The sequence below is a fragment of the Cronobacter turicensis genome (assembly GCF_041222865.1).
GTDB lineage: Bacteria > Pseudomonadota > Gammaproteobacteria > Enterobacterales > Enterobacteriaceae > Cronobacter > Cronobacter turicensis.
The window spans coordinates 1,723,923-1,750,132 of record NZ_CP165997.1; the positions used below are offsets into that span (position 1 = coordinate 1,723,923).

Annotated in this window: 27 protein-coding genes, 1 pseudogene and 1 riboswitch; of the genes and pseudogenes, 16 read left to right on the forward strand and 12 right to left on the reverse strand. The window is 56.9% G+C overall.

Features of this window, described 5'->3' with window-relative positions; translation table 11 throughout:
- From copD to AB8W27_RS08300, 4 genes are all read left to right on the forward strand, one after another.
- Window positions 1–870: a copper homeostasis membrane protein CopD gene (gene copD, locus AB8W27_RS08285; protein ID WP_041923665.1), complete on the forward strand. Its 870-nt coding sequence runs from the start codon at window positions 1–3 to the stop codon at window positions 868–870.
- A gap of 14 nt (window positions 871–884) precedes the next feature.
- Window positions 885–1,223 carry a YebY family protein gene (locus tag AB8W27_RS08290; RefSeq protein WP_007698868.1) on the forward strand — a complete coding sequence of 113 codons (339 nt, stop codon included), beginning with the start codon at window positions 885–887 and terminating at the stop codon, window positions 1,221–1,223.
- A 523-nt stretch (window positions 1,224–1,746) separates the two neighbouring features.
- A complete protein-coding gene (locus AB8W27_RS08295) occupies window positions 1,747–1,839 on the forward strand; it encodes a hypothetical protein (protein WP_004386672.1) in 93 nt (30 codons plus the stop codon).
- A gap of 352 nt (window positions 1,840–2,191) precedes the next feature.
- On the forward strand, window positions 2,192–2,836 hold the full coding sequence (locus tag AB8W27_RS08300) for a metallophosphoesterase (RefSeq protein WP_015741599.1): 645 nt from the start codon (window positions 2,192–2,194) through the stop codon (window positions 2,834–2,836).
- On the opposite strand, the gene AB8W27_RS08305 is transcribed toward AB8W27_RS08300, so the two are convergent.
- From AB8W27_RS08305 to yebS, 5 genes are all read right to left on the reverse strand, one after another.
- The gene (locus tag AB8W27_RS08305; protein WP_007762340.1) at window positions 2,837–3,028 is read right to left on the reverse strand and encodes a YebW family protein; all 192 of its coding nucleotides are present in this window, start codon (window positions 3,026–3,028) and stop codon (window positions 2,837–2,839) included.
- A gap of 124 nt (window positions 3,029–3,152) precedes the next feature.
- On the reverse strand, window positions 3,153–3,392 hold the full coding sequence (locus AB8W27_RS08310; RefSeq protein WP_007698851.1) for a YebV family protein: 240 nt from the start codon (window positions 3,390–3,392) through the stop codon (window positions 3,153–3,155).
- Between the two features lie 111 nt (window positions 3,393–3,503).
- Window positions 3,504–4,898: a 16S rRNA (cytosine(1407)-C(5))-methyltransferase RsmF gene (gene rsmF, locus AB8W27_RS08315; RefSeq protein WP_049787152.1), complete on the reverse strand. Its 1,395-nt coding sequence runs from the start codon at window positions 4,896–4,898 to the stop codon at window positions 3,504–3,506.
- Window positions 4,899–5,022: 124 nt separating this feature from the next.
- The gene (locus AB8W27_RS08320; RefSeq protein WP_041923664.1) at window positions 5,023–7,656 is read right to left on the reverse strand and encodes a PqiB family protein; all 2,634 of its coding nucleotides are present in this window, start codon (window positions 7,654–7,656) and stop codon (window positions 5,023–5,025) included.
- On the reverse strand, window positions 7,625–8,908 hold the full coding sequence (yebS, locus tag AB8W27_RS08325; RefSeq protein WP_041923663.1) for a membrane integrity lipid transport subunit YebS: 1,284 nt from the start codon (window positions 8,906–8,908) through the stop codon (window positions 7,625–7,627). The genes AB8W27_RS08320 and yebS overlap by 32 nt, the downstream gene beginning before the upstream one ends.
- Before the next feature lie 128 nt (window positions 8,909–9,036).
- On the opposite strand from yebS, the gene AB8W27_RS08330 reads away from it, so the two are divergent.
- The 5 genes from AB8W27_RS08330 (at window position 9,037) to kdgR (ending at window position 14,516) form a co-directional block, all read left to right on the forward strand.
- The gene (locus tag AB8W27_RS08330; RefSeq protein ID WP_041923662.1) at window positions 9,037–9,531 is read left to right on the forward strand and encodes a GAF domain-containing protein; all 495 of its coding nucleotides are present in this window, start codon (window positions 9,037–9,039) and stop codon (window positions 9,529–9,531) included.
- A gap of 100 nt (window positions 9,532–9,631) precedes the next feature.
- Window positions 9,632–10,321, forward strand: a complete 690-nt coding sequence (gene proQ / locus AB8W27_RS08335; RefSeq protein WP_007762325.1) for an RNA chaperone ProQ — start codon at window positions 9,632–9,634, stop codon at window positions 10,319–10,321.
- Between the two features lie 19 nt (window positions 10,322–10,340).
- Complete coding sequence (gene prc / locus AB8W27_RS08340) at window positions 10,341–12,389, forward strand: carboxy terminal-processing peptidase (RefSeq protein WP_041923661.1); 2,049 nt, start codon at window positions 10,341–10,343, stop codon at window positions 12,387–12,389.
- A gap of 195 nt (window positions 12,390–12,584) precedes the next feature.
- Window positions 12,585–13,466 carry a protease HtpX gene (gene htpX / locus AB8W27_RS08345; protein ID WP_007762316.1) on the forward strand — a complete coding sequence of 294 codons (882 nt, stop codon included), beginning with the start codon at window positions 12,585–12,587 and terminating at the stop codon, window positions 13,464–13,466.
- A 258-nt stretch (window positions 13,467–13,724) separates the two neighbouring features.
- Entirely contained in the window at window positions 13,725–14,516 is a 792-nt protein-coding gene (gene kdgR / locus AB8W27_RS08350; protein WP_007762313.1) for a DNA-binding transcriptional regulator KdgR, read from the forward strand.
- Between the two features lie 42 nt (window positions 14,517–14,558).
- On the opposite strand, the gene AB8W27_RS08355 is transcribed toward kdgR, so the two are convergent.
- Window positions 14,559–14,798, reverse strand: coding sequence for a YobH family protein (locus tag AB8W27_RS08355; RefSeq protein ID WP_015741592.1), 240 nt, complete (start codon window positions 14,796–14,798; stop codon window positions 14,559–14,561).
- A 158-nt stretch (window positions 14,799–14,956) separates the two neighbouring features.
- Here AB8W27_RS08355 and mgrB point away from each other — a divergent pair, with 158 nt between their 5' ends.
- The 6 genes and pseudogenes from mgrB to rlmA all read left to right on the forward strand — a co-directional run bounded on the left by mgrB (window position 14,957) and on the right by rlmA (window position 18,340).
- Window positions 14,957–15,100: a PhoP/PhoQ regulator MgrB gene (gene mgrB / locus AB8W27_RS08360; protein WP_007698804.1), complete on the forward strand. Its 144-nt coding sequence runs from the start codon at window positions 14,957–14,959 to the stop codon at window positions 15,098–15,100.
- A 69-nt stretch (window positions 15,101–15,169) separates the two neighbouring features.
- Entirely contained in the window at window positions 15,170–15,457 is a 288-nt protein-coding gene (locus tag AB8W27_RS08365; protein ID WP_015741591.1) for a YebO family protein, read from the forward strand.
- Between the two features lie 26 nt (window positions 15,458–15,483).
- Complete coding sequence (locus AB8W27_RS08370) at window positions 15,484–16,488, forward strand: MBL fold metallo-hydrolase (protein ID WP_015741590.1); 1,005 nt, start codon at window positions 15,484–15,486, stop codon at window positions 16,486–16,488.
- Between the two features lie 515 nt (window positions 16,489–17,003).
- Window positions 17,004–17,145: pseudogene (locus tag AB8W27_RS08375) on the forward strand (DUF2627 domain-containing protein); the annotation flags it as partial.
- Between the two features lie 15 nt (window positions 17,146–17,160).
- On the forward strand, window positions 17,161–17,370 hold the full coding sequence (gene cspE / locus AB8W27_RS08380; RefSeq protein ID WP_004386688.1) for a transcription antiterminator/RNA stability regulator CspE: 210 nt from the start codon (window positions 17,161–17,163) through the stop codon (window positions 17,368–17,370).
- A 154-nt stretch (window positions 17,371–17,524) separates the two neighbouring features.
- Entirely contained in the window at window positions 17,525–18,340 is an 816-nt protein-coding gene (gene rlmA / locus AB8W27_RS08385) for a 23S rRNA (guanine(745)-N(1))-methyltransferase (protein WP_041923660.1), read from the forward strand.
- Here the strand turns inward: rlmA and mntP are convergent.
- The 5 genes from mntP to manX form a co-directional block, all read right to left on the reverse strand.
- A complete protein-coding gene (gene mntP, locus AB8W27_RS08390; protein WP_007762297.1) occupies window positions 18,337–18,900 on the reverse strand; it encodes a manganese efflux pump MntP in 564 nt (187 codons plus the stop codon). The genes rlmA and mntP overlap by 4 nt on opposite strands.
- Before the next feature lie 6 nt (window positions 18,901–18,906).
- Window positions 18,907–19,078: riboswitch (yybP-ykoY riboswitch) on the reverse strand.
- 198 nt (window positions 19,079–19,276) lie between these two features.
- On the reverse strand, window positions 19,277–19,735 hold the full coding sequence (locus AB8W27_RS08395; RefSeq protein WP_015741586.1) for a DUF986 family protein: 459 nt from the start codon (window positions 19,733–19,735) through the stop codon (window positions 19,277–19,279).
- 59 nt (window positions 19,736–19,794) lie between these two features.
- Window positions 19,795–20,646, reverse strand: a complete 852-nt coding sequence (locus AB8W27_RS08400) for a PTS mannose transporter subunit IID (RefSeq protein WP_007762290.1) — start codon at window positions 20,644–20,646, stop codon at window positions 19,795–19,797.
- Between the two features lie 12 nt (window positions 20,647–20,658).
- A complete protein-coding gene (locus AB8W27_RS08405; protein ID WP_015741584.1) occupies window positions 20,659–21,459 on the reverse strand; it encodes a PTS mannose/fructose/sorbose transporter subunit IIC in 801 nt (266 codons plus the stop codon).
- 64 nt (window positions 21,460–21,523) lie between these two features.
- Window positions 21,524–22,486 (reverse strand): PTS mannose transporter subunit IIAB, encoded by a 963-nt coding sequence (gene manX, locus AB8W27_RS08410; RefSeq protein WP_015741583.1) that lies wholly within the window; start codon window positions 22,484–22,486, stop codon window positions 21,524–21,526.
- A gap of 462 nt (window positions 22,487–22,948) precedes the next feature.
- Between manX and yoaE the strand changes: the two genes are divergently transcribed.
- Entirely contained in the window at window positions 22,949–24,508 is a 1,560-nt protein-coding gene (gene yoaE / locus AB8W27_RS08415) for a CNNM family cation transport protein YoaE (protein WP_015741582.1), read from the forward strand.
- Window positions 24,509–24,511: 3 nt separating this feature from the next.
- On the opposite strand, the gene AB8W27_RS08420 is transcribed toward yoaE, so the two are convergent.
- Window positions 24,512–26,110, reverse strand: a complete 1,599-nt coding sequence (locus AB8W27_RS08420) for an EAL domain-containing protein (protein ID WP_041923659.1) — start codon at window positions 26,108–26,110, stop codon at window positions 24,512–24,514.
- Window positions 26,111–26,210: the final 100 nt, after the last annotated feature.

Genomic DNA, 26,210 nt, shown 5'->3' on the forward strand with positions numbered 1-26,210 from the left:
GTGCTGGAAAGCGTTTATGTCGCGCTGCGTTTCGTCCATGTCGCCGCGCTGATGCTCGGCGCGGGCGGGGCGCTGTTCTGCGCGTGGCTGGCGCCTGACGCGCTCGGACGACATCTCGCGCAGCGCCTGCGCGCGCGCTGGCGCAGTGCTGCGCTGGCGACGGTTATCAGCGCCGTAGCGATTTTCGCGGTTCAGGCGGGACTGATGGGCGACGGCGCGGCGGACAGTCTGCGCCCGGCTATCTGGCAGGCGATGTTATCGACGCGCTTTGGCGCGGTGTGGCTGTGGCAAATCCTGCTGGCGCTCGTGACGCTGCCGTGCGTCTGGCTGGCGGCGCGGCGCAGTGGACTGCTGCTTATCTTATTTTGCGTGCAGCTTGTGTTGCTTGCGGGCGTCGGGCATGGCGCGATGTACGAGGGGCTAACCGGCGCGCTCCAGCGGCTCTGTTATGCGCTGCATGTGCTGTGTGCCGCCTGGTGGTTCGGCGGTCTCGTGCCGCTCCTGATCCTGATGCGCGTTGCGAAAGACGCGCCGTGGCGCGCGGACGCCATCACCGCCATGATGCGTTTTTCACGCTACGGGCACGTAGCGGTGGCGGGAGTTATCGCGACAGGCATCATTAACGGCATACTGATCCTCGGCATGGTCTGGCCCTTTGAGAGCGGCTATGTCCGGATGCTGGCATTTAAAATCGCGCTGGTGGCGGTCATGGTGGCCATCGCGCTGATTAACCGCTATGTTCTGGTGCCGAAATTTTCACGTCAGGCGACGGCGCAGCGCCGGTTTATCCTGATGACAAAACTGGAGGTGGCGCTCGGTGCGCTGGTGCTGCTAAGCGTCAGCCTGTTCGCCACCTGGGAACCTTTTTAACGGGTGAGAAATAAATGAAGAAATCGCTGCTTGCGCTGCTGATGCTCTCTTGTTCCGGCATGGCTCTCGCCGCGCCGCAGATTATTACGGTCAGCCGCTATGAGATAGGCAAAGACAAATGGGCGTTCAACCGTGAGGAGGTGATGCTCGCGTGCCGTCCGGGCGATGCGCTGTTTGCTATCAATCCCAGCACGCTGATGCAGTATCCGCTGAACGACATCGCTGAAAAACAGCTGGCGCAGGGGAAAGTAACCGGCCAGCCGATTTCAGTCATTCAGATTGACGATCCGGCGCATCCGGGGCAGAAGATGAGCCTGGCGCCGTTTATCGAGCGCGCGCAGAAACTCTGCTAATTTCCTGCCACGCATAAAAAAACCGCAACAGCGCAGCAAGGCGCGTTGCGGTTTTTCTTTTTTATGACGTTCTTACCGCTTTTTGCTGCGAGTTTGGTCGCAGACTGGAAAAGCTGGTGTCGTCATCTATTCTTAAAAGGCAAGGCGACTGAGCCTGCATTAATGCCAACTTTTAGCGCACGGCTCTCTCCCAAGAGCCATTTCCCTGGACCGAATACAGGAATCGTATTCGGTCTTTTTTTGTCCAGGGGAAGGGTCGCGCGTTCATCCATAACTTCCGCTTTACCTTCCTGCCTCAACCATAACACAGGCTGCGGTATCGTCGTCCAGGCTTTTTTATCGCCACCGTTAAAACCATCACGGCGGCACAGGCACGCCAGCGGTACGAGGCGCGGTTTCATCTGGCGCGGGTTGCAGACTGAAGGATTTTTGCCCACCAAATCTGGTGGATTTGTGAGAGCGAACCGGTAGCAGGCTAAGGGATGAAGTATAGTGGAAGAAGGAAAACAAGGAGTTAATCCCGATGAATCCGTTTATCTATGTTTTTGGCCTGCTTCTGACACTCGACGCGCTGCGTGAACTGGCCGGCGCCTCATCCGTTATGGGGCTGTGGTAAACCGGCCTGACGCGTGCAGGGCTATTTATCGTGCTTGCGGCTAAACAGCCAGAGCATAAAAATCGCCGCCACCACGCATCCGATAAAACTGACGATAGCTTCGTGAGTAAAAATGTTCACAGGACACCTCCCGACGTTGCTTTTCTTAAGCATAGAACATCCGTAGCCGGGTAAGCGTCCTGCCACGAATTAATGAGACAACGGCTATTTTACGTGTGGTCATTAGTTACAACATACTTTTGGTTGGTGCGATGGGCGCAAGGACAACACGCCAGCGAGAGTATCGCCGGGTAAAGTGCCATACGGCATGGCGCGCAGCGCTATACTTGCCTGATAACCAGAGGAGCAGGCGATGTATCAGCGAATCGACGGCGCGGCGTGGCGGCACATATATATCGTGGGCGATCTGCACGGTTGTTTGCAGGCGCTGGTCAGCACGCTCAGGCGCGAACGTTTTGACCCGCGCGTCGATGCGCTGATTTCGGTCGGCGATGTAATCGATCGCGGCCCCGACAGCCTGGGCTGTCTGCGGCTTATCGGTAAACGCTGGTTTTTTGCGGTGCGCGGCAATCACGAGGCGATGGCGCTGGAGGCGCTCGACACTGGCGATAACGCGCTGTGGGCGATCAACGGCGGCAACTGGTATTTCGGGCTCTCTGACGTGGCGAAGCAGGAGGCTCAGGCGCAGCTCGCTAAAGCGCGCGAACTGCCGCTGGTCATTGAGCTGCAAAGTCACGACAGGTTAATCGTAGTGGCGCACGCCGATTATCCGGCGTCGCGCTATGTATGGGAGCAGGCGCTTGATGAACACGCCGTGGTCTGGAGCCGGACGAGAATAAACCGGGTATTGGCGGGGGAAGAAGAGGATATCCAGGGCGCGGACGCGTTCTATTTTGGTCACACGCCGCTGCGCGAACCGCTTATCGGCGGGAATCTGCATTATATTGATACCGGCGCGGTCTTCGGCAATCCACTGACGCTGATTCGCGTGCAGTGATCAGAAATCGCTGTACTCCCGCGCCGGGCGCCAGAAGCCATCAATAAAATCTTCAACCGGATAGCAGCCTCCATGGCGCATCCGTTGCTCATCCATCGCTTTCAGACACTGCTGTTCCGTATTGAACACATCCACGACGATGTCATCGCAACCGCCATCCAGATAACAAACAAATAAAACCAGAGCGAACATGGCGTCCTCTGAGTGACAACGTTTGGTATAAGTGTAGGAGAAGCGAGGGCGAAGGGAAAACCGAAGGTTCTGAATCAGAGGGCGTAAATAAATAACCCGCCTTCAGCGACGGGTTCTTTTTGAATCAGGCAAGGCGCATGATCCAGGCATCAGCTTGTTGATCGTAATGTTCGCGGTATAGCACAGAGTGTTCGCCGTTCAGGACGGCAGGAATACTGGTTTCGGCGTCCCAGGCATCAAGCTGCATGCAGAGATCCGGATCCGATTTACAGGGAATGCTCAGTTTGCGCTCGCCAGGCGCGTTGCCGTGCAGCTCTGCATCATCTATCTCGAAAGTGCCGATTTTTACGCTGGTTTTTGACATAACGTTCTCCCTCAGACAGTACACAGGTGGTATGACCAGTCAGGCCCCACCGTTAAGCGTAGTCCAAAGCGCAAGAAATGCCAAAAATGCGTTGGTGATTTTTTGCGCGCCTTACAGCGGCGCGCCGAACAAGACGCCGTCGCGCACCAGCTCGCGTGGATAACTGTTCTTCAGTCGGCTGCCCACTTTTTTGGCAAGCCCCAGCGGCTGATGCTGGAAAGTGACAATCACGTCATCGGTATCCGGCGCCGTCTGTGGCCAGACATCGCGCCCGCGATACCACTCCTGAGCCTCTTCGGCGGTCAGCTCAAAGGCCAGTGGGTTATCGCTTCCGGCCAGCGCCACTACGGCTTCATGCTGCCAGCGGTACCCTTTATTATGGACCTCAGCCAGTCGAATGCCAGTGCGGGAAAAGCGCACCTTGCCAATGAACGGCGTAAACGCCTGCGGGAAAAGCCAGATCTCTTTATCGCGCTGCCACAGGGCCAGCGTCTCGTCCCAGGCGAGCCCGACTTTGCTGGCCGCAGTGATGACCGCCTGCGCCTCACGGGTTTTCATCGGCGCGAAGGGGAAGGCGCCCACTTTGTAGGTCGGCGCGGGCAGCGGCTCGACGCCCGCGGTTTTACGCAGTCGTGCGACAAAAAAACCTTCGCAGTCGTAAATCTGCGGGAAGACATGCAGAAAGCCTTCTTCGGTCAGCGCCGCGTCGGCGCCCGGGAAGAGCGCTTCAAGCGAGAGCACTTCCACGGCCTGCGGGTAGCGCGCCAGCAACCAGCGCACCGTCTCCTGGTTCTCTTCGCGGTTTAGCGTGCAGGTGGAGTAGACCAGCGTGCCGCCGGGGGCGAGCGCATGGAACGCGCTGTCGATAAGCTCGCGCTGGGTGGCGGCGATTTCCTGATTGCTTTGCGGCGACCAGTTGCGCAGCGCATCCGGATCTTTTCTGACAACGCCTTCGCCGGAGCAGGGCGCGTCCAGCAGAATGGCGTCGAACTGTTCCGGCAGCGCGGCGCCGAAAACGCGGCCGTCAAAATGGGTCAACCCGACATTGCGAATACCGCAGCGGCTGATATTCGCGTGCAGGACTTTAACCCGGCTGGCGGAGTATTCGTTGGCGAGAATAAAGCCCTGGTTTTGCATCAGCGCGGCGATCTGCGTGGTTTTTGAGCCGGGGGCCGCCGCCACATCCATCACCCGCGCGGGCGCGTTGTTGTCGGCGAACAGCGCCGCCACCGGCAGCATGGAGCTTGCTTCCTGAATATAAAACTGGCCGCTTAAGTGCTCGGCGGTGCTGCCGAGCGGCAGCGCGTCCTCGTCCTCGCGTTCGATCCAGAAGCCTTCCGGGCACCACGGCACTGGCGTTAACTGCCAGCCATAAGGCGCGACCTGCGCAAGAAACGCCTCAACACTGATTTTCAGGGTGTTGACGCGGATGCTGCGACGCAACGGGCGCTGGCAGGCGGCGATGAAATCGTCCATCGCAAGCCCGGCGGGCATCGCGTCACGCATAACATCAAGGAAAGCTTCAGGAAGGCAGACAGAACCGGATTGCGCCACGGGACACCTCAGCGGGCAGAAAAAGAGGGCGCGAAGTGTAACACAAACGCCCCGGCGTGACACCGGGGCGCGGGCGTTAACGGGGAAGGGCAGTGCCCCACTGACGCCACTCTTTCGGCTCGCCATCCTGCAGCAGGAAGTGCTTACCGGCCTGCGCTTTCGGCGCGAGCGGCGTTTCGGGCGGGGTGGCGAACGCGATGCCGCCGCGAATGAACTGGTTAAACGTGCCGGTTTTCACCACGCCGCCCACCAGCCCGAAGTTCAGGCTGTAGCCGGAGGCGAGCCAGAACACCGAGTTCTCGCGCACGAGGTGCTGATAGCGCTTGCTGATGCGCATCGCCACCATCACGCGATCGGACATGCTGCCAAGCGACATCCCGGTCACCGTGCCCACTTCGATGCCGCGGAACAACACCGGCGTGCCGATATTCAGCGAACCGGCTTCCGGCGCTTCCACGGTAATGCTCAGGCCGTCGAGGTAGCGGGAATCGGTTATCGTTGCTTCCTGCAGTTCAAAACTACGGCGGCCCGGCCCGCGGCCTGGCTCAACGTTGATGTAGGGTTGCAGGATGGTGTCGAGATTCTCGACGCCCGCGGCGGAGATCTGCGGCGTGACGACCGAGAACCGCGTGCCGGCGCGCGCGAAGGTATTTACATATTCGGGGTAGAGCACCGCCGTCGCCTGCACTTCGTTGCGATCGGTGAGGAGCTTCAGCGATTCAATCTGGCCGATGTTAATACCAAGATAGCGAATCGGCATGTCCGGCGCGATCTTCCCGGCATCAAACGCGTGCAGCGTTATCTGACTGCCCACCGCGCGGGCGGCGGTTTCCGACGGGTAGAGCGTGCGCTTGTCTTTTTCGCCAAGACCTGCGCTGGCGCCGTTGAGATTATCAAAGCTGATGGCGCCTTTGAGCGCGCGGGAGAGCGGCGAGGCCTGTACCGTCAATCCGCTGCCGTTGAGCTGCACTTTCGCGCCGCCTTCGGCCCAGAAGACGCTGTTCGGCGTGAGCAGCTTGCGGTACTCCGGTTTGATATGCACTTCGATATCAAAGGCGTTGGTGCGCGGGCGCACGGTAATGACTTCGCCCACCTCGAATTTACGGTACAACACCACCGACCCGGCCTGGACGTCCGGCAGGCTTTCGGCGGTCAGCGTCAGCGTCGTGGTTGGCATGTCGCTTAAACTGTTTTCGACCGCTTTTTCCAGATTCGCGTAGAGCGGATAGTCGTTTTTCATCTCGCCTTTAGCGCCCGGCAGCACGCGAATACCGCCGCTCAGCCATTCGCTGGCGCTGGCGCCGAGAAACTCCACGCCATCGAGACCGACTTTCACATCCACGCGGCTGTTAACCACAAATTTACTGTCGCCTTTGAGCAACTCGCGGTACTGCGGATCAATCGCCACCGCGAAGCTGACGCCTTTGGCCGTCAGCGAGCGCTCCAGCACCTGGCCTATCTGAATGCCGTGCAGGATCACCGGCTGGCCGGCGTCGATGCCGTAACTTTCCGGCGCGTTCAGCGTCAGCGTCAGCACGCCCGGCTTTTGCAGCGGCGTTTTGTCATCCGGCAGAACGACAAAATGATTACGCGGCTGGCCTTCGCCCGGCACCAGCTCCAGCGTACTGCCCGTCAGCAGCGTGCTGATTTCCGGATTACTCAGCGAAATTTTGGGGCTGTGCATCTCAATGCGCGTGCCGTCGCGCAGCAGATTCACTACGCTCGGATCGACCGTCAGTTCGCCGGTAACGGCGCCGCCAGGGTTGAGATTGAGTTTGGTGAGCGTGCCTACTTCAAGCCCCTGATACATCAGCGGGGTGGCGTTCTCTTTCAGACCCTGACCGCCAGGCAGATCGAGCTTCACCAGCACGCCGCGCTGGCTGTGGGCGAGATCTTCATACAGCCCGAAGGTGTCGTTCTGATCGGCATGAGCGGAATCCGCAGGCGAGTCAAAGGCGATTGCCCCGTTGACCAGCGCCGCCAGGCTCTCCAGCTCCACTTTGGCGCCGCTAAGCCCGATGTTGGTTTTCACGCCGGAGACGTTCCAGAAGCGACTGCCTTTTTTCACCAGATTGGTAAAGCGCCGCTCAATGATAACGTCGATAGTGACGCCCTGTTTATCGGTGTTAATCGAGTAGTCATACACCCGGCCGACCGGGATTTTACGGTAATAAACCAGCGAGCCGCTGTTGAGCGAGCCGAGGTCCGGCGCGTGCAGATGGATCATCAGCTCGCCGGTATTCAGACGGTATTTCGGCTGGGTATCGAGCGCCCGGAAGTGGTCGCGCGGCTCGCCTTCGCCCGGCATCATGCCGATATAGTTACCGCCTACCAGCGCATCCAGCCCGGACACGCCCGCCAGCGACGCTTTGGGCGTCACCAGCCAGAACTGCGTCTGGTCGCGCAGCGCGTCTTTCATGTCGTTCTTGATACTGACCGTGACTTCGATTTTATTCAGATCTTCGCTCAGGCGAATATCCTGTACGGTGCCGACTTCGACGCCCTGATAGCGCACCGGCGTGCGCCCGGCCACGATGCCGTCGGCGGACATAAAGTCGATAGTCACGGTGGTGCCTCGCTCCTCGTAGGTGGTCCAGATAAGCCAGCACGCTATCATCAACGCGATAACGGGCAGGATCCAGAACGGGGAGATGCGACGTTTTGTTTTAATTCGCGCTTCAGTCTGTGAAGCGGGCGTTTCCTGACTCATGTGCGTCCCAAAGTAAGCGGCTGTCCAGCCATTCAACAGCAAGAATAGTCAAAATCACCGACGCGCCGAAATAAAACGCCGCCGGCCCCATGACAAACGACAACAGCTGATCACGGTTGACCAGCGACATCGTAAGAGAAATCACAAACAGATCGAGCATCGACCAGCGGCCAATCCAGGCCACCAGGCGTAACATCAGCACGCGCGCGCGCAACCCCTGCTGACATTTAAAATGAATGCTTACTAAAAGCGTCAGCAGCACCAGCACTTTGGTGAACGGCACCAGAATACTGGCGACGAATACTACGCCTGCCACCAGAATATTGCTCTGCGCCAGCGAGATGATACCCGACATGATCGTATCTTCCTGGCGCGAGCCGTTGATATAGATAATGGAGATAGGCAGCAGGTTGGCGGGCAGCAGAAAGACCATCGAGGCAATCAGCGCCGCCCAGCATTTCTGCAAACTCTGACGGCGACGGCGGCGCAGCGGAATATGACAGCGCGAGCAGCGCCCGCGGTTATCCGGCACGCCGGTATAATGGCAGCCGAGACAGACGCGGAGATCCTCATGATAGCGCGTGGCGGGGCGCTGGGGATAAAATCGCTCCCAGAGCTCTTCAACATTCAGATGAATCAGCGTCAGCACGCTCAACACCACCAGCGCCACAAACGCGAGCAGCCCGATGCCCGGCTCAAGCCAGGCGTATTCGCGAACTTTAATGGACGCAACGCCGATACCGACCAGATAGATATCCAGCATCACCCATTCCCGCAATCGCTCCAGCATCAGCAGCACCGGGCGCAGATTCATGCCGAGAATATTGCCGAACCAGAGATAGGCGATGGCGGCGACCAGCGTCGCGGGCGCACCCACCGAGCAGAACAGCACCATTGCGGCGGTGATGGTATCGCCCTGGCGCGTCATCTGCCAGATGCCCTGGAAAAGGTTGGCGTCGATGCGCGTGCCGAGCAGATACAGGCGCAGCAATGGTTCGCTATACGCGAAGGGCATCAACAGCAGCATAGTGATGGCCATCGCCGCCAGCCGGGTTAATGACCAGTCGCGCCCGTCGCGAATTTTTGCATCGCAGCGCGGGCAGTGCGCAGTCTGGTTCGACTTCACCACGGGCAGCATAAAAAGGATATCGCATTGCGGACAACGCTGATAATGTGCCATCGGCAACGGCTCGCCGATGGCGTGAATGTTCAGTTTTTTGCCAGAAGCAAGCTGTTGAGTTTTGAGTGCCATGTGCGAAGCATGTTTTTATATGATTCTGTTATCGTAACTCATGAAATGATTAATCTTGAGCATGAGCGCATTTAATGCTTATTTTAGTAGGCTGGCAGAGTAAGTAAGACAACAAAGCGATCGGATTAATGAACAAAACACAATTTTACGCGGAACTCAATCGCGATTTTCAATCCCTTATGGCAGGGGAAACCAGTTTTCTCGCGACGCTCGCGAATACCAGCGCGCTGCTCTTCGAACGCCTTGAGGGCGTGAACTGGGCGGGTTTTTACCTGCTCGAAGACAAGACGCTGGTGCTCGGCCCGTTCCAGGGCAAAATCGCCTGTGTGCGTATCCCTTACGGCCGCGGCGTATGCGGTACAGCGGTCGCGACCGGTGAGGTGCAGCGCGTGGATGACGTGCATGCGTTCGACGGCCATATCGCCTGCGACGCTTCCAGCAATGCTGAAATCGTACTGCCGCTGCGCGCGGGCGGACAGATTATCGGCGTTCTGGATATCGACAGCACCGTCTTTAACCGCTTCGATGCTGAGGACGAGCAGGGGCTGCGTACCCTGACAGAACAGCTTGAAGCCGTTATCGCCGCCACCGACTTTAAAAAATTCTTTGCGCCAGTCGCATGATAAGCAACGGATAACGTGGCATTTACGGATGGCGTCATTATAATGACGCCTGTTCATGCCTGCGGCTTGTTGGCAACATCCGTTGTAATCAGGAAATTTCATGGAAAATCAACCTAAGTTGAATAGCAGTAAAGAAGTTATCGCCTTTCTGGCCGAACGTTTTCCACAGTGTTTCAGTGCTGAAGGCGAAGCGCGTCCTCTGAAGATCGGCATTTTTCAGGATCTGGTGGAGCGTGTTGAGGGCGAAATGAACCTCAGCAAAACGCAACTTCGTTCCGCATTACGTCTTTATACGTCGAGCTGGCGCTATCTTTACGGCATCAAACCCGGTGCCACGCGCGTCGATCTCGACGGCAACCCGTGCGGCGTTCTGGAAGAACAGCACGTTGAACACGCCCGCAAGCAGCTTGAAGAAGCGAAAGCCCGCGTTCAGGCGCAGCGTGCCGAACAGCAGGCGAAAAAACGCGAAGCGGCAGGCGCTGAAGGCGAAGAGAACGGCGCTGCGCGTCGTGAACGTAAGCCGCGTCCGGCTCCGCGTCGCCAGGAAAACGCCGAGCGCAAACCTCGCGCCGCTAAACCTGCCGCCGCCAAACCATCGCGCCCTGCGCGTGAAGAGCGCCATACTCCGGTGTCTGACATTACGGCGCTTAGCGTCGGCCAGGCCATTAAGGTCAAAGCAGGCAACAACGCGATGGACGCCACCGTGCAGGAAATTACCAAAGATGGCGTCCGTGTACAGCTGACTTCTGGTATGTCGATGATTGTACGCGCAGAACATTTATTGTTCTGAAACGGAGGTCAACCAGGGCATGAACACTTTTTTTAAGCTTACCGCCGTCGCCGGCCTGCTGCTGATGGCGGGTCAGGCGTTGGCCGTGGATGACATTACCCGTCCTGACCAGATCCCGGTTCTGAAAGAAGAGCCGCAGCATGCCACCGTTAGCGAGCGCGTGACCTCAAGGTTCACCCGCTCTCACTACCGCCAGTTCGATCTTAACGAAGCCTTCTCCGCCAAAATCTTCGATCGTTACCTCAACCTCCTCGACTACAGCCATAACGTGCTGCTGGCGGGGGATGTTGAGCAGTTCGCGAAGAAAAAAGGGCAGATTGGCGATGAACTGCGTAGCGGCAAGCTTGATGTGTTTTACGATCTCTACAATCTGGCACAGCAGCGTCGTTTTGAACGTTATCAGTACGCGCTGAAAGTGCTGGAAAGACCCATGGATTTTACCGGTAACGATACGTTTGATATCGATCGCAGCAAGGCGCCCTGGCTTGCCAGCGAAGCGGAGTTGAATAAACTCTGGGACGGCAAAGTCAAATATGACGAGCTGAGCCTGAAGCTGACCGGTAAAACCGATGCGGAAATCCGCGAAACGCTGACCAAGCGTTATAAATTCGCGATCCGCCGTCTGGCGCAGACCAACAGCGAAGATGTGTTCTCGCTGGCGATGACCGCCTTCGCGCATGAGATTGACCCGCATACCAACTATCTCTCGCCGCGCAGCACCGAGCAGTTCAACACCGAAATGAGTCTCTCGCTTGAGGGCATCGGCGCCGTTCTGCAAATGGACGATGACTATACCGTCATCAACTCCATGGTCGCGGGCGGCCCGGCCGCGAAAAGCAAGGCGATAAGCGTTGGCGATCGCATTGTCGGCGTAGGCCAGGTCGGCCAGCAGATGCAGGATGTGATCGGCTGGCGCCTGGACGACGTCGTCGCGCTCATCAAAGGACCGAAGGGCAGTAAAGTACGCCTTGAAGTTCTGCCTGCCGGTAAAGGCACCAAGACCCGCATCGTGACGCTGACGCGCGAGCGCATTCGTCTCGAAGATCGCGCGGTGAAGATGTCGGTGAAAAATGTCGGTAAAGAAAAAATCGGCGTGCTGGATATCCCGGGCTTCTATGTCGGCCTAACCGATGACGTGAAAGTGCAGCTCCAGAAGCTTGAGAAGCAGAATGTGGCGGGCGTGATCATCGACCTGCGCTCAAACGGCGGCGGTGCGCTGACGGAAGCGGTTTCGCTCTCCGGTCTGTTTATTCCGTCTGGCCCGGTGGTGCAGGTGCGTGATAACAACGGCAAGGTGCGTGAAGATCGCGACACCGACGGCGTGGTGTATTACAAAGGTCCGCTGGTAGTGATGGTCGACCGTTTCAGCGCCTCGGCGTCTGAGATTTTCGCCGCCGCCATGCAGGATTACGGCCGCGCGTTGATTGTCGGCGAACCGACCTTCGGCAAGGGCACCGTGCAGCAATACCGTTCGCTGAACCGCATCTACGATCAGATGCTGCGTCCGGAATGGCCGGCGCTGGGTTCCGTGCAGTACACCATCCAGAAATTCTACCGCGTTAACGGCGGCAGTACCCAGCGTAAAGGGGTCACGCCGGATATCATCATGCCAACCGGCAATGAAGAGACGGAAACCGGCGAGAAATTCGAGGATAACGCACTGCCGTGGGACAGCATCAATGCGGCTACGTATGAGAAATCCGGCGATCTGAAACCGCTCGGTCCTGAGCTGCTGAAAGACCACAACGAACGTATCGCGAAAGATCCGGAGTTCCAGTACATCATCAAGGATATTGCTCGTTATAACGCGATGAAAGATAAGCGCAATATGGTTTCGCTTAACCTTGCCCAGCGTGAAAAAGAGAACCATGAAGATGACGCAACCCGACTGGCGCGTATCAACGATCGTCTGAAGCGTGCAGGCAAACCGCCGCTGGCGAAGCTTGAGGATCTGCCGAAGGATTATCAGGAGCCCGATCCGTATCTTGATGAAACGGTGCATATCGCCCTTGACCTGGCGAAGATGACCAAAGAGAAAACGGCGCAGCCCGCTGATCCGCAGAAATAAAACTCCCCAACCGGCGCCCTCTGAGGCGCCGGTTTTTTAGCGTCGTGTTTAGCCCCGTCAGCGAAATGCTACAAAATGTAAAGTTTCGTATTTTTAGAGACTTGCCAGCCTCTGATGCTTGAAAACGCCGTGCGCGCCCCTACGATGTGTGTAATCGCATACTGCGTATTGTTAAACCGAGGTAAAAAGAAAATTATGATGCGAATTGCGCTTTTCCTGTTGACTAACCTGGCCGTCATGATGGTGTTCGGTCTGGTGCTCAGCCTGACAGGGATCCAGTCAAGCAGCGTGACGGGCCTTCTGATCATGGCGCTGCTGTTTGGCTTCGGCGGCTCGATTATTTCGCTGTTGATGTCCAAATGGATGGCGCTGAAATCGGTGGGTGGTGAAGTTATCGAAGCGCCGCGTAATGAAACGGAACGCTGGCTGATGGATACCGTGGCGCAGCAGTCGCGCCAGGCTGGCATCGCCATGCCGCAGGTGGCTATCTATCACGCGCCGGATATCAACGCATTTGCTACGGGCGCGCGTCGCGACGCCTCGCTGGTGGCGGTGAGTACCGGCCTGTTGCAGAACATGAGCCGCGATGAAGCGGAAGCGGTTATCGCGCATGAAATCAGCCACATCGCCAACGGCGACATGGTCACCATGACGCTGATTCAGGGCGTGGTGAACACCTTTGTGATTTTCATTTCGCGTATCATCGCGCAGGTGGCGGCAGGTTTTCTCGGCGGCAACCGCGACGAAGGCGAAGAGAGCAACGGCAACCCGCTGATTTACTTTGCAGTTGCGACCGTGCTGGAACTGGTGTTTGGTATCCTCGCGAGCATTATCACGATGTGGTTCTCACGCTACCGTGAATTCCACGCTGACGCCGGCTCCGCGAAACTGGTGGGCCGCGAAAAGATGATTGCAGCGCTCCAGCGCCTGAAAACCAGCTACGAGCCGCAGGAAGCGAGCAGCATGATGGCGTTTTGCATCAACGGTAAATCGAAATCGCTGAGTGAACTGTTCATGACGCACCCGCCGCTGGATAAACGTATCGAAGCGCTGCGTAGCGGTGAATACCTGAAGTAATCGCATACGCGATAACGTCGAAAGCGCGCCTGAGGGCGCGCTTTTTTTTGGGCGTCAGAAGCCTCTCGCGTTTTTTTACGTCTGTCAGACAGAAGCTAAGCGCTTGATCCGCCGCTGAAGATATATCCTGAGCGCTAATCAGGTTTTATGTCGCAGAATTTTCATGCGCGAGCACAGATACATTGCGGCGCCGTCGCCCGGAATTTATAATAAAAACCGGTTCTGATTTTTATAAAACAAATGCGATCGAGGTGATCAATGGCAATCGCAGACTTAGATAAACAGCCTGACTCCGTCTCTTCGGTGCTCAAGGTCTTTGGTATCTTGCAGGCGTTGGGTGAAGAGCGGGAAATTGGTATCACCGAATTGTCGCAGCGCGTCATGATGTCAAAAAGCACGGTTTACCGCTTTTTGCAGACCATGAAATCTCTGGGCTATGTCGCTCAGGAAGGAGAGTCAGAAAAGTATTCTCTGACGCTCAAGCTCTTTGAGCTTGGCGCCCGTGCGCTACAGAATGTCGATCTTATCCGCAGCGCGGATATCCAGATGCGTGAACTGTCGCGCCTGACAAAGGAGACGATTCACCTGGGCGCGCTGGACGAGGACAGCATTGTCTACATCCATAAAATCGACTCGATGTATAACCTGCGCATGTATTCGCGCATCGGTCGCCGCAATCCGCTCTACAGTACCGCTATCGGTAAAGTGCTGCTGGCCTGGCGCGATCGCGACGAGGTACGACAAATCCTCGAAGGCGTCGAGTATAAACGCAGCACCGATCGCACAATTGTCTCTACGGAGGCGCTGCTGCCGGTGCTGGATCAGGTCCGTGAACACGGTTACGGCGAAGATAACGAAGAGCAGGAAGAAGGGCTGCGTTGCATCGCGGTGCCGGTATTCGACCGCTTTGGCGTAGTGATCGCCGGGTTGAGTATCTCTTTCCCGACGCTGCGTTTCTCCGAAGAGCGTCTGCACGAGTATGTGGAAATTCTGCATACCGCCGCGCGGAAAATCTCCGAACAGATGGGTTATAACGATTACCCGTTCTGATGAAAGCGCCGCAGCGGGTCTGCGGCGTCTTATTGCGTCGCGTTAGCTGTTATCCACGACGGTTTCGCTTTTACGCAGCACCGGGCAGGCGGTAATGCCGATGATCCCGGTGTCAGAATGGATGAACTGCGCGTTGACCACCTGTCTCGCTGTCAGATAGCGGCACTGCAATCCTAAGCCCGCGGCATTCTCATGACTGCCAATCAACACTCCATAACCGCTGAAAAGCAGCGCAACCCAGGCCACGATGACGAGTGCGGCGATACGAATCAAATAGCGCATAACGGCTCCGTTTGTTTACGTTCAGACGTACAGCCTGCCGCGCCTGCCGCTTCGTCGCAAGGAGAGGATTCCGTATTAGGTGACTTAACGTTACAGTGATATTTGGTTTAAGGTTTCCGTGATAATTTGGCCCTGTAGATGCCGTAACGGAGAAGGTAGTGAAAAAATTCAGATGGGCTATTTTGCTGGCCGTGCTGGTGGCCTGTTTATTGCTGTGGACGCAGACTATCAATGTGATGTGCGATCAGGACGTTCAGTTTTTCAGCGGCATTTGCACCATCAATAAGTTCATTCCCTGGTAACGCGTCAGTCAGGCGATGCCCTTACGCCGCAGCGGTGGTAAGATAGCGCGTTTCCTTGAGGTGGTTAGCATGAACGATATTGTAAATTCTGGTGCTTTAAACGTCGCCTCCCTGGCGATTTCTCTCTTTGGCGCTCTCGTGGCGCTGGTGGCCTGGTTCTTTATTAACCGTGCAAGCGTGCGCGCAAACCAACAGGTTGAACTGCTGGAAGCGCTGCTTGAGCAGGAAAAGCGCCAGACGGCGCTGCTGCGTCGTCTGTGCGACGCGAACGAGCCGGAGGCGCAGACGCCAACGGCCACGCCCGCGGCGACGCAGGACGACGACGACGGTTTCGTCCGCCTGGTGGCTGAGCGCTAATCGCCAACGCCCCGGAGGTGATTAGCATGGTCTGGAAGAATCCCTGGTACGATCCCACGAAAGCGCATCACCGCCCTGACGGCTTTTGCAACACGCATGAGGTCGGGCATCAGCCCGGCGATTTGCGCCGCTGGCAGGATGAACGCAAAGCCCAGGGGCTGCCGCACCCGCCTGGTGGCGGGTACGACGCGTTTATCCGGCAGTGGTGGCAGCCTGCGGTTATTGAGGGCGAAGAGGACGGCGTCTGGTGGCTCGGTCACGCCACGCTGCTGATTCGTCTCAATGGCCGTTATATTCTCACCGATCCCCTTTTTTCCCGCCGGGCTTCGCCGGTGAGCTTTTACGGCCCCGCCCGTAAAACGCCGTTGCCGCTGGAGCTTGCCCGCCTGCCGCGTATCGACGCGGTGCTGATTTCACACAATCATTACGATCATCTGGACAACAACACGGTACGCCGCCTTGTGAAACGCTTTCCTGACGCGGCGTTTTTTGTGCCGCTGGGCCTGAAAGGGTGGTTTGTGAAGCGTGGCATCCGTGACGTTACTGAACTCGACTGGTGGGAGAGCCGGTCCTGGGGTGGCCTGCACATGACCGCCGTTCCGGCGCAGCACTGGAGCATGCGCACCCCGTGGGACCGAAACCGTTCACTGTGGTGTGGTTGGGTCATTGAAAGCGTTTCGCAGCGTTTCTGGTTCAGCGGCGACAGCGGTTATACGTCTGAGTTGCTGGAAATCCCACGCCGTCTGGGGCCGCTGACGGGCGCGGCCATTCCCATCGGCGCCTATGCGCCACGCTGGTTTATGGCGCCGCACCATATGGATCCGCAGCAGGCGGTCGGGCTCTGGCAGGATGTAGGGCGCCCGCTCGCCATTCCCATCCACTGGGGCGTGTTTGAGCTGGCGGATGAATCGTTGGATGCGCCGCCTGCCGAGCTGATAAGCGCCCTTGCCGAACGAGGCGAAAAAGCGGAAACGTTCGCGCCGCGCCGTATCGGACAATATTTATCGCTGGCGACGAATAAGCCCGAGTAAGAATATATCTGGCGGGTTAAAGTCGCTTCTGTAAGATGATTTATTAATCACTTTGTCTTATTCCGCTTGCCTCTTTTTGAGGCAACTTTCATTAAAATGTCATTATTTTGGTGCAGAGAGAAATTAGCTTGTACAAGCTTTTTTGATTTGTACATTGTTTACTGCCGTCAGGCTGTAATAAAGCCTCGTTAAAATGAAGTTTAACCACATTTATGAATAAGCTTTTGCAGAAATAATAACAGAGCGGAAAATAACCCGATTGCTTTCCCGTGTCGCCTGGACGAACCGAAGTTATTGAGCTACTGTTAAAAAGTGCATTCTGGCTGTAAGCCAGAACCGGGCGGCGAGGCAACCTCTACAGGGCTTCGCGTGCCCGTTCTGTGCTTTATTGTCAGTGACATAGCGATCTGTTGAGGAATCTGTGCGACAGATCGTGCAGCGTATAAAAATGGCTTGCCATTGGTTACGTTGTATGTGATAACAAGTTTTGGGTTAAACGAGGTACAGTTCTGTTTATGTGTGGCATTTTCAGTAAAGAAGTCCTGAGTAAACACGTTGTCGTTGAATACCGCTTCTCTGCCGAACCTTATTTTAGTGCCTCAAGCAGTAATGTCTCTGTTTTATCTAAGTCAGCGCCTGCGGGCGAACAAAACAATTGAAGGAATTTGCGAAATGGCAAAGATTAAAGGTCAAGTTAAGTGGTTCAACGAATCTAAAGGTTTTGGTTTCATTACTCCTGCTGACGGCAGCAAAGATGTGTTTGTACACTTCTCTGCAATCCAGGGTAATGGCTTCAAAACTCTGGCTGAAGGCCAGAACGTTGAGTTCGAGATTCAGGACGGTCAGAAAGGTCCGGCAGCTGTTAACGTAGTTGCTATCTAATCGCACTTAAACTGACCCGGTGCCTTGTTTCCACCGGCCAGCTATTTTAAAGCCCCGCCCACTGGCGGGGCTTTTTCATTCATGACGCGTATCAGCGTTTCCCCGCTCGCCGAATCACGTTAAACTTCGCGTTTTGCGCTGTTCCGGAGTCGTCATGTCTTTTATCTGCCCCCTTTGCCATTTGCCATTACAGGCGCAAGCCAGAAGCTTCCGGTGCGCCAGCAACCATCAGTTCGATATCGCAAAGGAAGGGTATGTGAATCTTCTCCCGGTGCAGCATAAGCGCTCGCGGGATCCGGGCGACAGTACCGAAATGATGCAGGCGCGCCGCGCGTTTCTTGACGCTGGCCACTACGCGCCGCTGCGAGAGCATACCGCAAGACGGCTGGCTGAGAATCTGCCGCAGAGCGGCGCGACGCTGCTGGATCTTGGCTGTGGCGAAGGGTACTACACCAGCGCCTTCGCGGCGCTTACCGCCGCCCACGGCGGGCAGAGCTTTGGGCTTGATGTGTCGCGCAGCGCCATCCGCTTTGCCGCGAAGCGTTACGCCGATATTGCGTTTTGCGTGGCATCCAGCCACCGGTTGCCGTTCCCGGATGCTTTTTTCGATGCCATCGTGCGCATCTACGCGCCCTGCAAAGCCGAAGAGCTGGCGCGCGTGGTGAAGCCTGGTGGCGTTGTAGTGACCGTCACGCCTGGCCCGCGCCATCTTATCCAGCTTAAAGGGCTTATCTATGATGAGGTGCGGCTGCATGCGCCGAATGAGGAGTCGCTCCACGGCTTTACGCTCGCTGAAGAGCAGGCGTTACGTTATGAGATGAGCCTGAACGGCGAAGAGGCGACGACGCTTTTGCAGATGACGCCATTCGCGTGGCGCGCGCGCCCGGAAGTGTGGGAGACGCTGCGCGCGCAGAGCGCGTTTCGCTGTGAAACGGATTTTTGCCTGCGGGTCTGGCGACGCGAGGATTAGCCCGCGAAGTGGCTCCAGAGGATCTGGCAGCCGATACCGATAAGCACCACGCCGCCCAGAATTTCGGCCCGTTTGCCAAGCAGCGGGCCGATAAAGCGGCCGACCATCATGCCGAGCGTTGACATAATCAGCGTGGCGCAGCCGATGGCGAGCGCCGTTTTCACAATATCGACCTGAAGAAAGGCGAGGCCCACGCCGACCGCCATCGCGTCAAGGCTGGTGGCGAACGCTGTGGTCACCAGCAGCCAGAAGCTGTGGCGACGGATTTTTTCAGGCGTTTCATCACACCCACGCACGCCTTCGATAATCATTCGGCCGCCGAGAAATACCAGCAGTACAAATGCAATCCAGTGGTTCCAGGTGAGGACAAACTGCGTGGCCAGCAGGCCCAGCAGCCAGCCTACCAGCGGCGTGATCGCTTCGATAACGCCAAAGATCAGGCCCGTACGGAGCGCTTCGGAAAATTTCGGTTTATGGAGCGTGGCGCCTTTGCCGATGGAGGCCGCGAACGCGTCCATAGACATGCCGAAGGCGAGAAGCAGGGTTGCGGAAAGATTCATATTGAGGTCCTGACCGGGATCACCATATACACGCCGACCGCCCCCAGTAAACAGCGGCCGCGTGCCTATGGTCTCGCCTGACTGAAAGGGCTTCAGTCCGTACGCGCCACGTTTTGCAACGAGTATGTTGACGCGTACATTTCCTTAAGGAAATTGGCTACTCCCCAATGACGGGCGCAACCTTACCATATTCCAGACGGCAAAGACAATAATGAGCGAATAACCTTTTGGTTATAAATGAGAATGGTTTTCGCTTAATGGCAGGACGTGACGGACTTGTTAAGAATTAAAGAAAAGCAGCGTATAAAAATATAGCACGGGCTATAAGCATGGTTATTTTTTGCCCGCAAAAATAGCCTGTGCTATATTTTTTAACTTATTGATTGTTAATCATAAATTGATAAATGCTCTCCAGATCATCGATATTTTTAACGCGGATAAGCAATCTGCGCCTTGCTAATTGCATGACCAGAATGCCGTCTTCAGATAAATTCATTGCTTTAATCTGGTCATATTTCACCCAGCCGCCGGCAAAGAAAAAGCCTTCACGTTTAAAGCGTAATTGCGGCTCTCTGAGCCAGAAAAGATAAATCGCGACTAACGCCAGCGCACCCAGCAGCCAGGTGGTGAGCAGCGCGCCGTGTGAGGCGATGTTCTGCCAGATAAGAATGGCGACCAGGCCAGTGAAGATCAGGCTGTCGGCGCGTCCGCGTTTTAGCAGCGGTACGCGCAGCAGGGTATTCCCGTGGCGACGCTCGGTTCCCCACTGGTCATACATGGCCCAGCCCAGCAGCGCGATAATAAAAATGACCAGAACTCCATCAGTCAGCGTCATGCCGTCTCCCTTAAATAAAAAAGCCGGGAGCCACTGGCCCCGGCGCATAACATTAACCGTTACTGGCCGAGCAGGCCGACCGCGTAACCGGCAATACCAATCACGAAGAACCCAACGATAATCCACAGCGGGTTCACTTTCCTGCGCAGCAGCCACATACAGGCGAAGGTGAGCAGCAGCGGCACCAGGCCCGGCATCAACTGGTCAAGGATAGTTTGCACCGTGGTGACTTTTTCCGTGCCGTTCTGGTCGGTGATGCGTGATACCACCAGTGGAATGTTCACATGCGTCCACTTGTTAACCAACGCCCCCATCACAAACAGGCCGAGAATTGACGCCCCCTCGGTCAGTTTTTGCAGGAATCCGCCGCCCATGTCTTTAACGATATCGACGCCTTTACGGTAGCCGTAAGCCACGCCGTAGTAGCGCGTGGCGAGGCGCACCAGGTTAAACAGCACGAAGAACAGCAGCGGGCCGAGCAGGCTGCCGCTCATGGCGATACCCGCGCCGAGCGCGGCGAACACCGGACGTACCGTACCCCAGAAAATCGGGTCGCCGACGCCTGCCAGCGGCCCCATCAGGCCCACTTTGATACCGTTAATCGCGCCGTCGTCGATCTCCGCGCCGTTGGCGCGCTGCTCTTCCATCGCCAGCGTCACGCCGAGCACCGGGGCCGCCACATACGGATGCGTGTTGAAAAACTCCAGATGACGTTTAATGGCCTGACGACGCGCCTCGTTGTTTTCCGGATAGAGGCGGCGGATCGCCGGTATCATCGAGAAGCAGAAGCCGAGCGCCTGCATGCGTTCAAAGTTCCACGATCCCTGGAAGAGGTTGGAGCGGATAAACACGCCGCGCACGTCGCCCGGGGTCAGTTTTTTCTCACCAGTTGTTTTAGTCATATCAACCATGTCGCTCACCTGTTAATCCAGTTCGTTATCAAGATCGTTCGCGCCAGCAGTGTGCGCGGGTGCCGCTGCGGAGCGGTTATATTTCGGGCTCAGCTGGATATAGAGCACCGCCATAACGGCGCCGATGACGCCCAGCGCCACGAGGTTGAAGTTGGTGAACGCGGCGGTAACGAAGCCGAGATAGAAGAACGGCATCAGGTAGCCCGCGCGCATCATGTTGATGACCATCGCGTAACCGACCACCACAATCATGCCGCCTGCGATGTTAAGGCCGCCGGTCACGACTTGCGGGATAGCGCTCAGCATGCTCTGCACTTCGCTGGTGCCGACGGAAATCGCCACGATGACTGCCGGAATAGCGATACGCATCGCCTGCAGGAAGAGGGACGAGACGTGGATCCAGGACAGCGCACTGAGGTTGCCGCTTTCCGCCGCCTTATCCGCCGCGTGCTGGAAGCCGACGGTAATGGTACGCACGATGATGGTCAGCACCTGGCCTGCCGCGGCCAGCGGAATCGCCAGCGCGATACCGGCGCCGATGCTCTGATGCCCGGCGATAACCAGAATGGTCGAGATGATGGACGCCAGCGCGGCGTCAGGCGCCACGGCAGCACCGATGTTCATCCAACCGAGCGCTATCATTTCCAGCGTACCGCCGATGATAATGCCGGTTTTCATATCCCCCAGTACTGCACCGATCAGAGTACAGGCCACCAGCGGGCGGTGGAACTGAAATTCATCAAGCACCGATTCCATACCAGCGATACAGGCGACGATGAACACCAGCACAATCTGAAGAGTGGTAATCTCCATTGTACTTCTCCTGTGATATCAAACTTACGTGTAAAAACTGAGTAATCGTGAACCCGCAATGCCGTTATTTCGCGGCTTTGCTGAGCAAATCCATCATTTTTAAACGGGGATCGTTAGAGACTTTACGCACTTCCAGCTCAATGCCGCGCGCGTTGAGTTTCTTAAAGGCCTCGATGTCTTTCTCATCGACAGACACCGCGTTATTCACCTGGGTTTTGCCCTGGCGATAGGCCATCCCGCCGATATTGACGGAGGTGATTTTGACGCCGCCTTCCACGACGCGCTCAACATCGGTCGGGTTGGTGAACAGCAGCATTACGCGCTCGCCCGCATATTTCGGGTTGTTATAAACGCGGATCATTTTGGCGACATCCACCACGTGCGCGGTGACGCCTGGTGGAGCCACCTGAGTGAGCAGCGTTTTACGCACGTTGTCGGCGGCGACTTCATCGCTCACCACGATAATGCGCGAAACGTTGGTCTCTTTGGTCCAGCGGGTGGCGACCTGGCCGTGAATCAGACGGTCGTCGATACGGGCGAGGCCGATGACCATATAGTCGTTCGGCCCCATCGGCCTGGCAGGCGCCGCCGCTTTCGGGGCAGGAGCTGCGGGAGCGGCTTTTACAGCGGGTTTGGCTTTCAGCGCCTTAACGCCTTCGCGGCCGGTCTCAACGGCAATCGCTATCAGTTCATCGAAAGAGGGGTCATCATCGCGCGCCATTAAGGTTTCGACGAGCATCGGGATATTCACCCCGGCGACGACTTCATAATTGGGCTTGTCCACAACAATGCGGCTCGCCGCGTTGAACGGACTGCCGCCCCAGGTATCGACCAGAAAGACAACGCCTTTGCTGGTGTCCAGTTTTTCGAGCTGTGCGTTATATTTTTCGATCAAGGTTTCCGCATTTTCGCCGGGGACGAAATCGATCCAGCCTACGTTTTCCTGCTCGCCCAACAGCATTTCTGCTGTTTTGAGCAGTTGTTCAGCCGCCCAGCCATGCGTGCCTATGACAATAGCAATGGTCACTTGCTACCTCCGTGGTTATTGTCAATGCCCCTAGAGGCACCGCTAACAGTGATTCGCTTATCGAATCGATTCAGATAAGGATTTGTAAGCTTTCAAAACCCAAGCACGATTTATTTTAGAACGCGAAAAAATAATGTATGTGATGAAGGTCAGTAATTTTGCCATCAAAACAAGGCATTCGGCGTAAGCTCAAAATATGCGCGTTTTTTGTGTCACGTCGATTGCAAATTCTGGTAAATCTTTGCCAAAGGCTATTACCCTTTGTTAAGGTAGTTTTCCGATTAACTTACAGGAGTAGCGGGCAGCAGCCCACCGTATGGACCGTCACCGACGTCTTTTCTTTTCCAGGCTTTCATCAGCCGTCATGTCACAAGGCTTTCGCCTTAACTCTCTGATAAATCATGTCAAAGCGCCCGACATCGTTGGGGTGCCGTTTAGTCATTCCTTGTGCAGGAGCCTGTTATGGAATTCTTAATGGACCCCTCGATATGGGTGGGCTTAGCAACGCTTGTGGTGCTGGAGATAGTCCTCGGCATCGACAACCTGGTGTTTATTGCCATTCTCGCGGATAAACTGCCGCCGAAGCAGCGCGATAAAGCGCGTTTGATTGGTTTATCCCTGGCGCTGGTGATGCGTCTGGGTCTGTTGTCGCTGATCTCCTGGATGGTGACGCTCACCCGTCCGCTCTTCAGCGTATGGGAACTGAGCTTCTCCGGCCGTGATTTGATCATGCTGTTCGGCGGTCTGTTCCTGTTGTTCAAGGCCACGACCGAGCTCCATGAAAGGCTGGAAAACCGTCAGCATAATGACAGCCACGGTAAAGGCTATGCCAGCTTCTGGGTTGTCGTGGCGCAGATTGTGGTACTGGACGCCGTCTTCTCGCTGGATGCTGTGATTACCGCCGTGGGCATGGTGAACCATCTGCCGGTAATGATGGCTGCGGTGGTGATTGCGATGGGCGTCATGCTGCTCGCCTCGAAGCCGCTGACGAACTTCGTCAACGCGCATCCAACGGTCGTGGTGCTCTGTCTGAGCTTCCTGCTGATGATTGGTCTGAGTCTCGTGGCGGAAGGCTTTGGTTTCCATATTCCGAAAGGCTACCTCTACGCGGCGATTGGCTTCTCTATCATTATTGAATTCTTCAACCAGGTGGCGCGTCGCAACTTCCTGAAGCATCAGTCTAACCTGCCGCTGCGCGCGCGTACGGCGGAAGCGATTCTGCGTCTGATGGGCAATCGTCGCCGTCCGGCGCCGGTCAGTGAAACGGAGCATCACACCGTGGTGCCTGTCCATGCCGAGGCGTTTGCGGAAGAAGAGCGTTACATGATCAACGGCGTGCTGACGCTGGCGTCCCGTTCGCTTCGCAGCATCATGACGCCGCGCGGCGAAATCAGCTGGGTGGATGCGAACCGCAGCGTGGATGAAATTCGCGAGCAGTTATTGTCCTCACCGCACAGCCTGTTCCCGGTGTGCCGCGGCGAGCTGGATGAAATCATCGGCGTGGTGCGTGCGAAGGAGCTGTTAGTGGCGCTGGAAGAGGGCGTTGACGTCGCGGCAATCGCCTCGGCGACGCCAGTGATTGTCGTGCCGGAGACGCTGGACCCCATCAACCTGCTCGGCGTGCTGCGTCGCGCGCGCGGCAGCTTTGTTATCGTTAATAACGAGTTTGGCGTGGTGCAAGGGCTGGTGACGCCGCTGGACGTGCTGGAGGCCATCGCCGGGGAATTCCCGGACGCCGACGAAACGCCGGAAATCGTCAACGATGGCGACGGCTGGCTGGTGAAAGGCTCAACCGACCTCCATGCGCTGCAGCAGACGCTGGATCTCCCGTCGCTCGTTAATGACGAAGAGGATATCGCGACGGTCGCCGGGCTGGTTATCGCCATCAACGGGCAGATCCCGTGCGTGGGCGATGAACTGGCGATGCCGCCGCTGCGTATTACTATCGTCGAGGCTAACCCTTACCGCGTCGATCTGGTGCGTGTGGTGAAAGACACGCCGCACCACGACGAAGAAGAGTAACCGTCAGACCATCGGCGCCGGAAGTCTCCGGCGCCAGAACGGCGTGCCCGGATGGGCGCGCCGTTGTTCCAGCCACTGCGGCAGCTCGCTGAGCGGCATCGGGTGCGCGAATAAATACCCCTGCAATACCGGCACGCCAAGGCGGCACAAATACGCGGCCTGCTCTTCAGTTTCCACCCCTTCCGCCACCAGTTCGATTTTCAGCCTTCTCGCCATCGCGATAATAATGTCCGTGACGGTCGAGTTCACCGCGTCGGTGCCAATAGCGGCCGTAAAGCGTTTATCCATTTTGAGGACATCCGGGCTGAGCGTTTCCAGATACGAGAGCGAGCTCTGACCGGTGCCGAAATCGTCGATCGCCAGTTTCACGCCCAGCTGACGTAAATCATGGGCCACGCGATAATCCACTTCCGGCAACGCGTCGCGCTCGGTGAGTTCCAGAAACAGCGGCTGGACCGGGCTGGAGGGATACCAGTAGCGCTTCAGATCGTCAATGATCACCCCCTGATGAAAATGGCTGGCGGCGATATTCACCCCGATATGAAAATCGGCAGACGCCGGAAAATAGTGGCGCTGCGCGACGGTCTTTATCAGCACATAACGCGTCAGCGCGTTAATCAGCTTGAGCTGTTCGGCAAGCGGGATAAACACATCCGGCGCAATCGGCCCAAGACGCGGGTTGTTCCAGCGCAGCAACAGCTCCACGCCTGTGCATTCGCCGGTTTTCCCGCTCACCAGCGGCTGGCAATAGACTTCAAACTCATTGTTAGCGATGCCGAGATTAATCTCCCAGGAGAAACTCATGCGTCGGGCGGTCGCAAGCCAGGCGATATAACCAATCAGCAGGCTCAGCAGCACCGCAAGCGGCAACTGGCCCGGCAGATTTTTCAGCGCCAGCGCGTCCGGCGAGGGGCCCAGCAGTGTCACGGAGAACGGGTAGCGCTCCGAGGTCTGCTGGTATTGCGTCAGCCCTTCGCTCGCGTGCGACGTTTCGCTCAGACCACGACCATATTCCAGATGTTTGCCCGCCACGTCGAACAGCACATGCTCGATAACGGGCGGGTCCGGGTTCAGCAGAAGGCTGGCGATGAACTCAATATTGACCGACTGCAATACGCCCGACTGGCCGTTATCGAGAGAGGGCGTCCAGAGGATCAGCACCGGGCTTCCCTTAATCAGCGAGCTGTCGCGCGACAGTCGCATCAGGGGTTTCGGAGCGGGGAGGTGGGGCTGTAACTGATGCACCGGCACGTTGCGCTCGCCGAAAATACTTGAGCAGTAGAGGATGCCGTCATTAACCAGCGCAATGGAGCGTACCGTCTGCAGGCTGGCGGCCATTTCGCGCAACTGGCGATGCACCTGCAGGCACGGCATGCCCACCAGCGGCAGCAGCGCGGCGCGGGCGGCATCGAGCGGCACCAGGAGTTCTTCAATCGTTTCTACCGCGCGGGCGGCGTAGCGCGTGGTGTCGTGCTGATACTGTTTACGGTCGGCAAGATAGCGTATTCCCAGCGTCAGCAATAACGTCAGAAGGGCGAGGGCAAAACAGAGGATTAACCGCCGACGGCGGTAAGCACGGATAATGCGCTGCGCTTTTTGCATAGGCTCGGTCTCTCAGACTCATCTGAGTTATGAAGGCGAATGTTAAGAGTGTAGTGGGCGTTGACGCGACGGGAGAAATAAAAGGCGGGCAGGGATAAAA

What these genes read in the sequence shown, in the direction of transcription:
- AB8W27_RS08290 (WP_007698868.1), top strand. Translation starts at nt 885, where the DNA reads ATGAAGAAATCGCTGCTTGCGCTGCTGATGCTCTCTTGTTCCGGCATG.
- AB8W27_RS08295 (WP_004386672.1), top strand. Translation starts at nt 1,747, where the DNA reads ATGAATCCGTTTATCTATGTTTTTGGCCTGCTTCTGACACTCGACGCG.
- AB8W27_RS08300 (WP_015741599.1), top strand. Translation starts at nt 2,192, where the DNA reads ATGTATCAGCGAATCGACGGCGCGGCGTGGCGGCACATATATATCGTG.
- AB8W27_RS08305 (WP_007762340.1), bottom strand. Translation starts at nt 3,028, where the DNA reads ATGTTCGCTCTGGTTTTATTTGTTTGTTATCTGGATGGCGGTTGCGAT.
- AB8W27_RS08310 (WP_007698851.1), bottom strand. Translation starts at nt 3,392, where the DNA reads ATGTCAAAAACCAGCGTAAAAATCGGCACTTTCGAGATAGATGATGCA.
- rsmF (WP_049787152.1), bottom strand. Translation starts at nt 4,898, where the DNA reads ATGCGTGACGCGATGCCCGCCGGGCTTGCGATGGACGATTTCATCGCC.
- AB8W27_RS08320 (WP_041923664.1), bottom strand. Translation starts at nt 7,656, where the DNA reads ATGAGTCAGGAAACGCCCGCTTCACAGACTGAAGCGCGAATTAAAACA.
- yebS (WP_041923663.1), bottom strand. Translation starts at nt 8,908, where the DNA reads ATGGCACTCAAAACTCAACAGCTTGCTTCTGGCAAAAAACTGAACATT.
- AB8W27_RS08330 (WP_041923662.1), top strand. Translation starts at nt 9,037, where the DNA reads ATGAACAAAACACAATTTTACGCGGAACTCAATCGCGATTTTCAATCC.
- proQ (WP_007762325.1), top strand. Translation starts at nt 9,632, where the DNA reads ATGGAAAATCAACCTAAGTTGAATAGCAGTAAAGAAGTTATCGCCTTT.
- prc (WP_041923661.1), top strand. Translation starts at nt 10,341, where the DNA reads ATGAACACTTTTTTTAAGCTTACCGCCGTCGCCGGCCTGCTGCTGATG.
- htpX (WP_007762316.1), top strand. Translation starts at nt 12,585, where the DNA reads ATGATGCGAATTGCGCTTTTCCTGTTGACTAACCTGGCCGTCATGATG.
- kdgR (WP_007762313.1), top strand. Translation starts at nt 13,725, where the DNA reads ATGGCAATCGCAGACTTAGATAAACAGCCTGACTCCGTCTCTTCGGTG.
- AB8W27_RS08355 (WP_015741592.1), bottom strand. Translation starts at nt 14,798, where the DNA reads ATGCGCTATTTGATTCGTATCGCCGCACTCGTCATCGTGGCCTGGGTT.
- AB8W27_RS08365 (WP_015741591.1), top strand. Translation starts at nt 15,170, where the DNA reads ATGAACGATATTGTAAATTCTGGTGCTTTAAACGTCGCCTCCCTGGCG.
- AB8W27_RS08370 (WP_015741590.1), top strand. Translation starts at nt 15,484, where the DNA reads ATGGTCTGGAAGAATCCCTGGTACGATCCCACGAAAGCGCATCACCGC.
- cspE (WP_004386688.1), top strand. Translation starts at nt 17,161, where the DNA reads ATGGCAAAGATTAAAGGTCAAGTTAAGTGGTTCAACGAATCTAAAGGT.
- rlmA (WP_041923660.1), top strand. Translation starts at nt 17,525, where the DNA reads ATGTCTTTTATCTGCCCCCTTTGCCATTTGCCATTACAGGCGCAAGCC.
- mntP (WP_007762297.1), bottom strand. Translation starts at nt 18,900, where the DNA reads ATGAATCTTTCCGCAACCCTGCTTCTCGCCTTCGGCATGTCTATGGAC.
- AB8W27_RS08395 (WP_015741586.1), bottom strand. Translation starts at nt 19,735, where the DNA reads ATGACGCTGACTGATGGAGTTCTGGTCATTTTTATTATCGCGCTGCTG.
- AB8W27_RS08400 (WP_007762290.1), bottom strand. Translation starts at nt 20,646, where the DNA reads ATGGTTGATATGACTAAAACAACTGGTGAGAAAAAACTGACCCCGGGC.
- AB8W27_RS08405 (WP_015741584.1), bottom strand. Translation starts at nt 21,459, where the DNA reads ATGGAGATTACCACTCTTCAGATTGTGCTGGTGTTCATCGTCGCCTGT.
- yoaE (WP_015741582.1), top strand. Translation starts at nt 22,949, where the DNA reads ATGGAATTCTTAATGGACCCCTCGATATGGGTGGGCTTAGCAACGCTT.
- AB8W27_RS08420 (WP_041923659.1), bottom strand. Translation starts at nt 26,110, where the DNA reads ATGCAAAAAGCGCAGCGCATTATCCGTGCTTACCGCCGTCGGCGGTTA.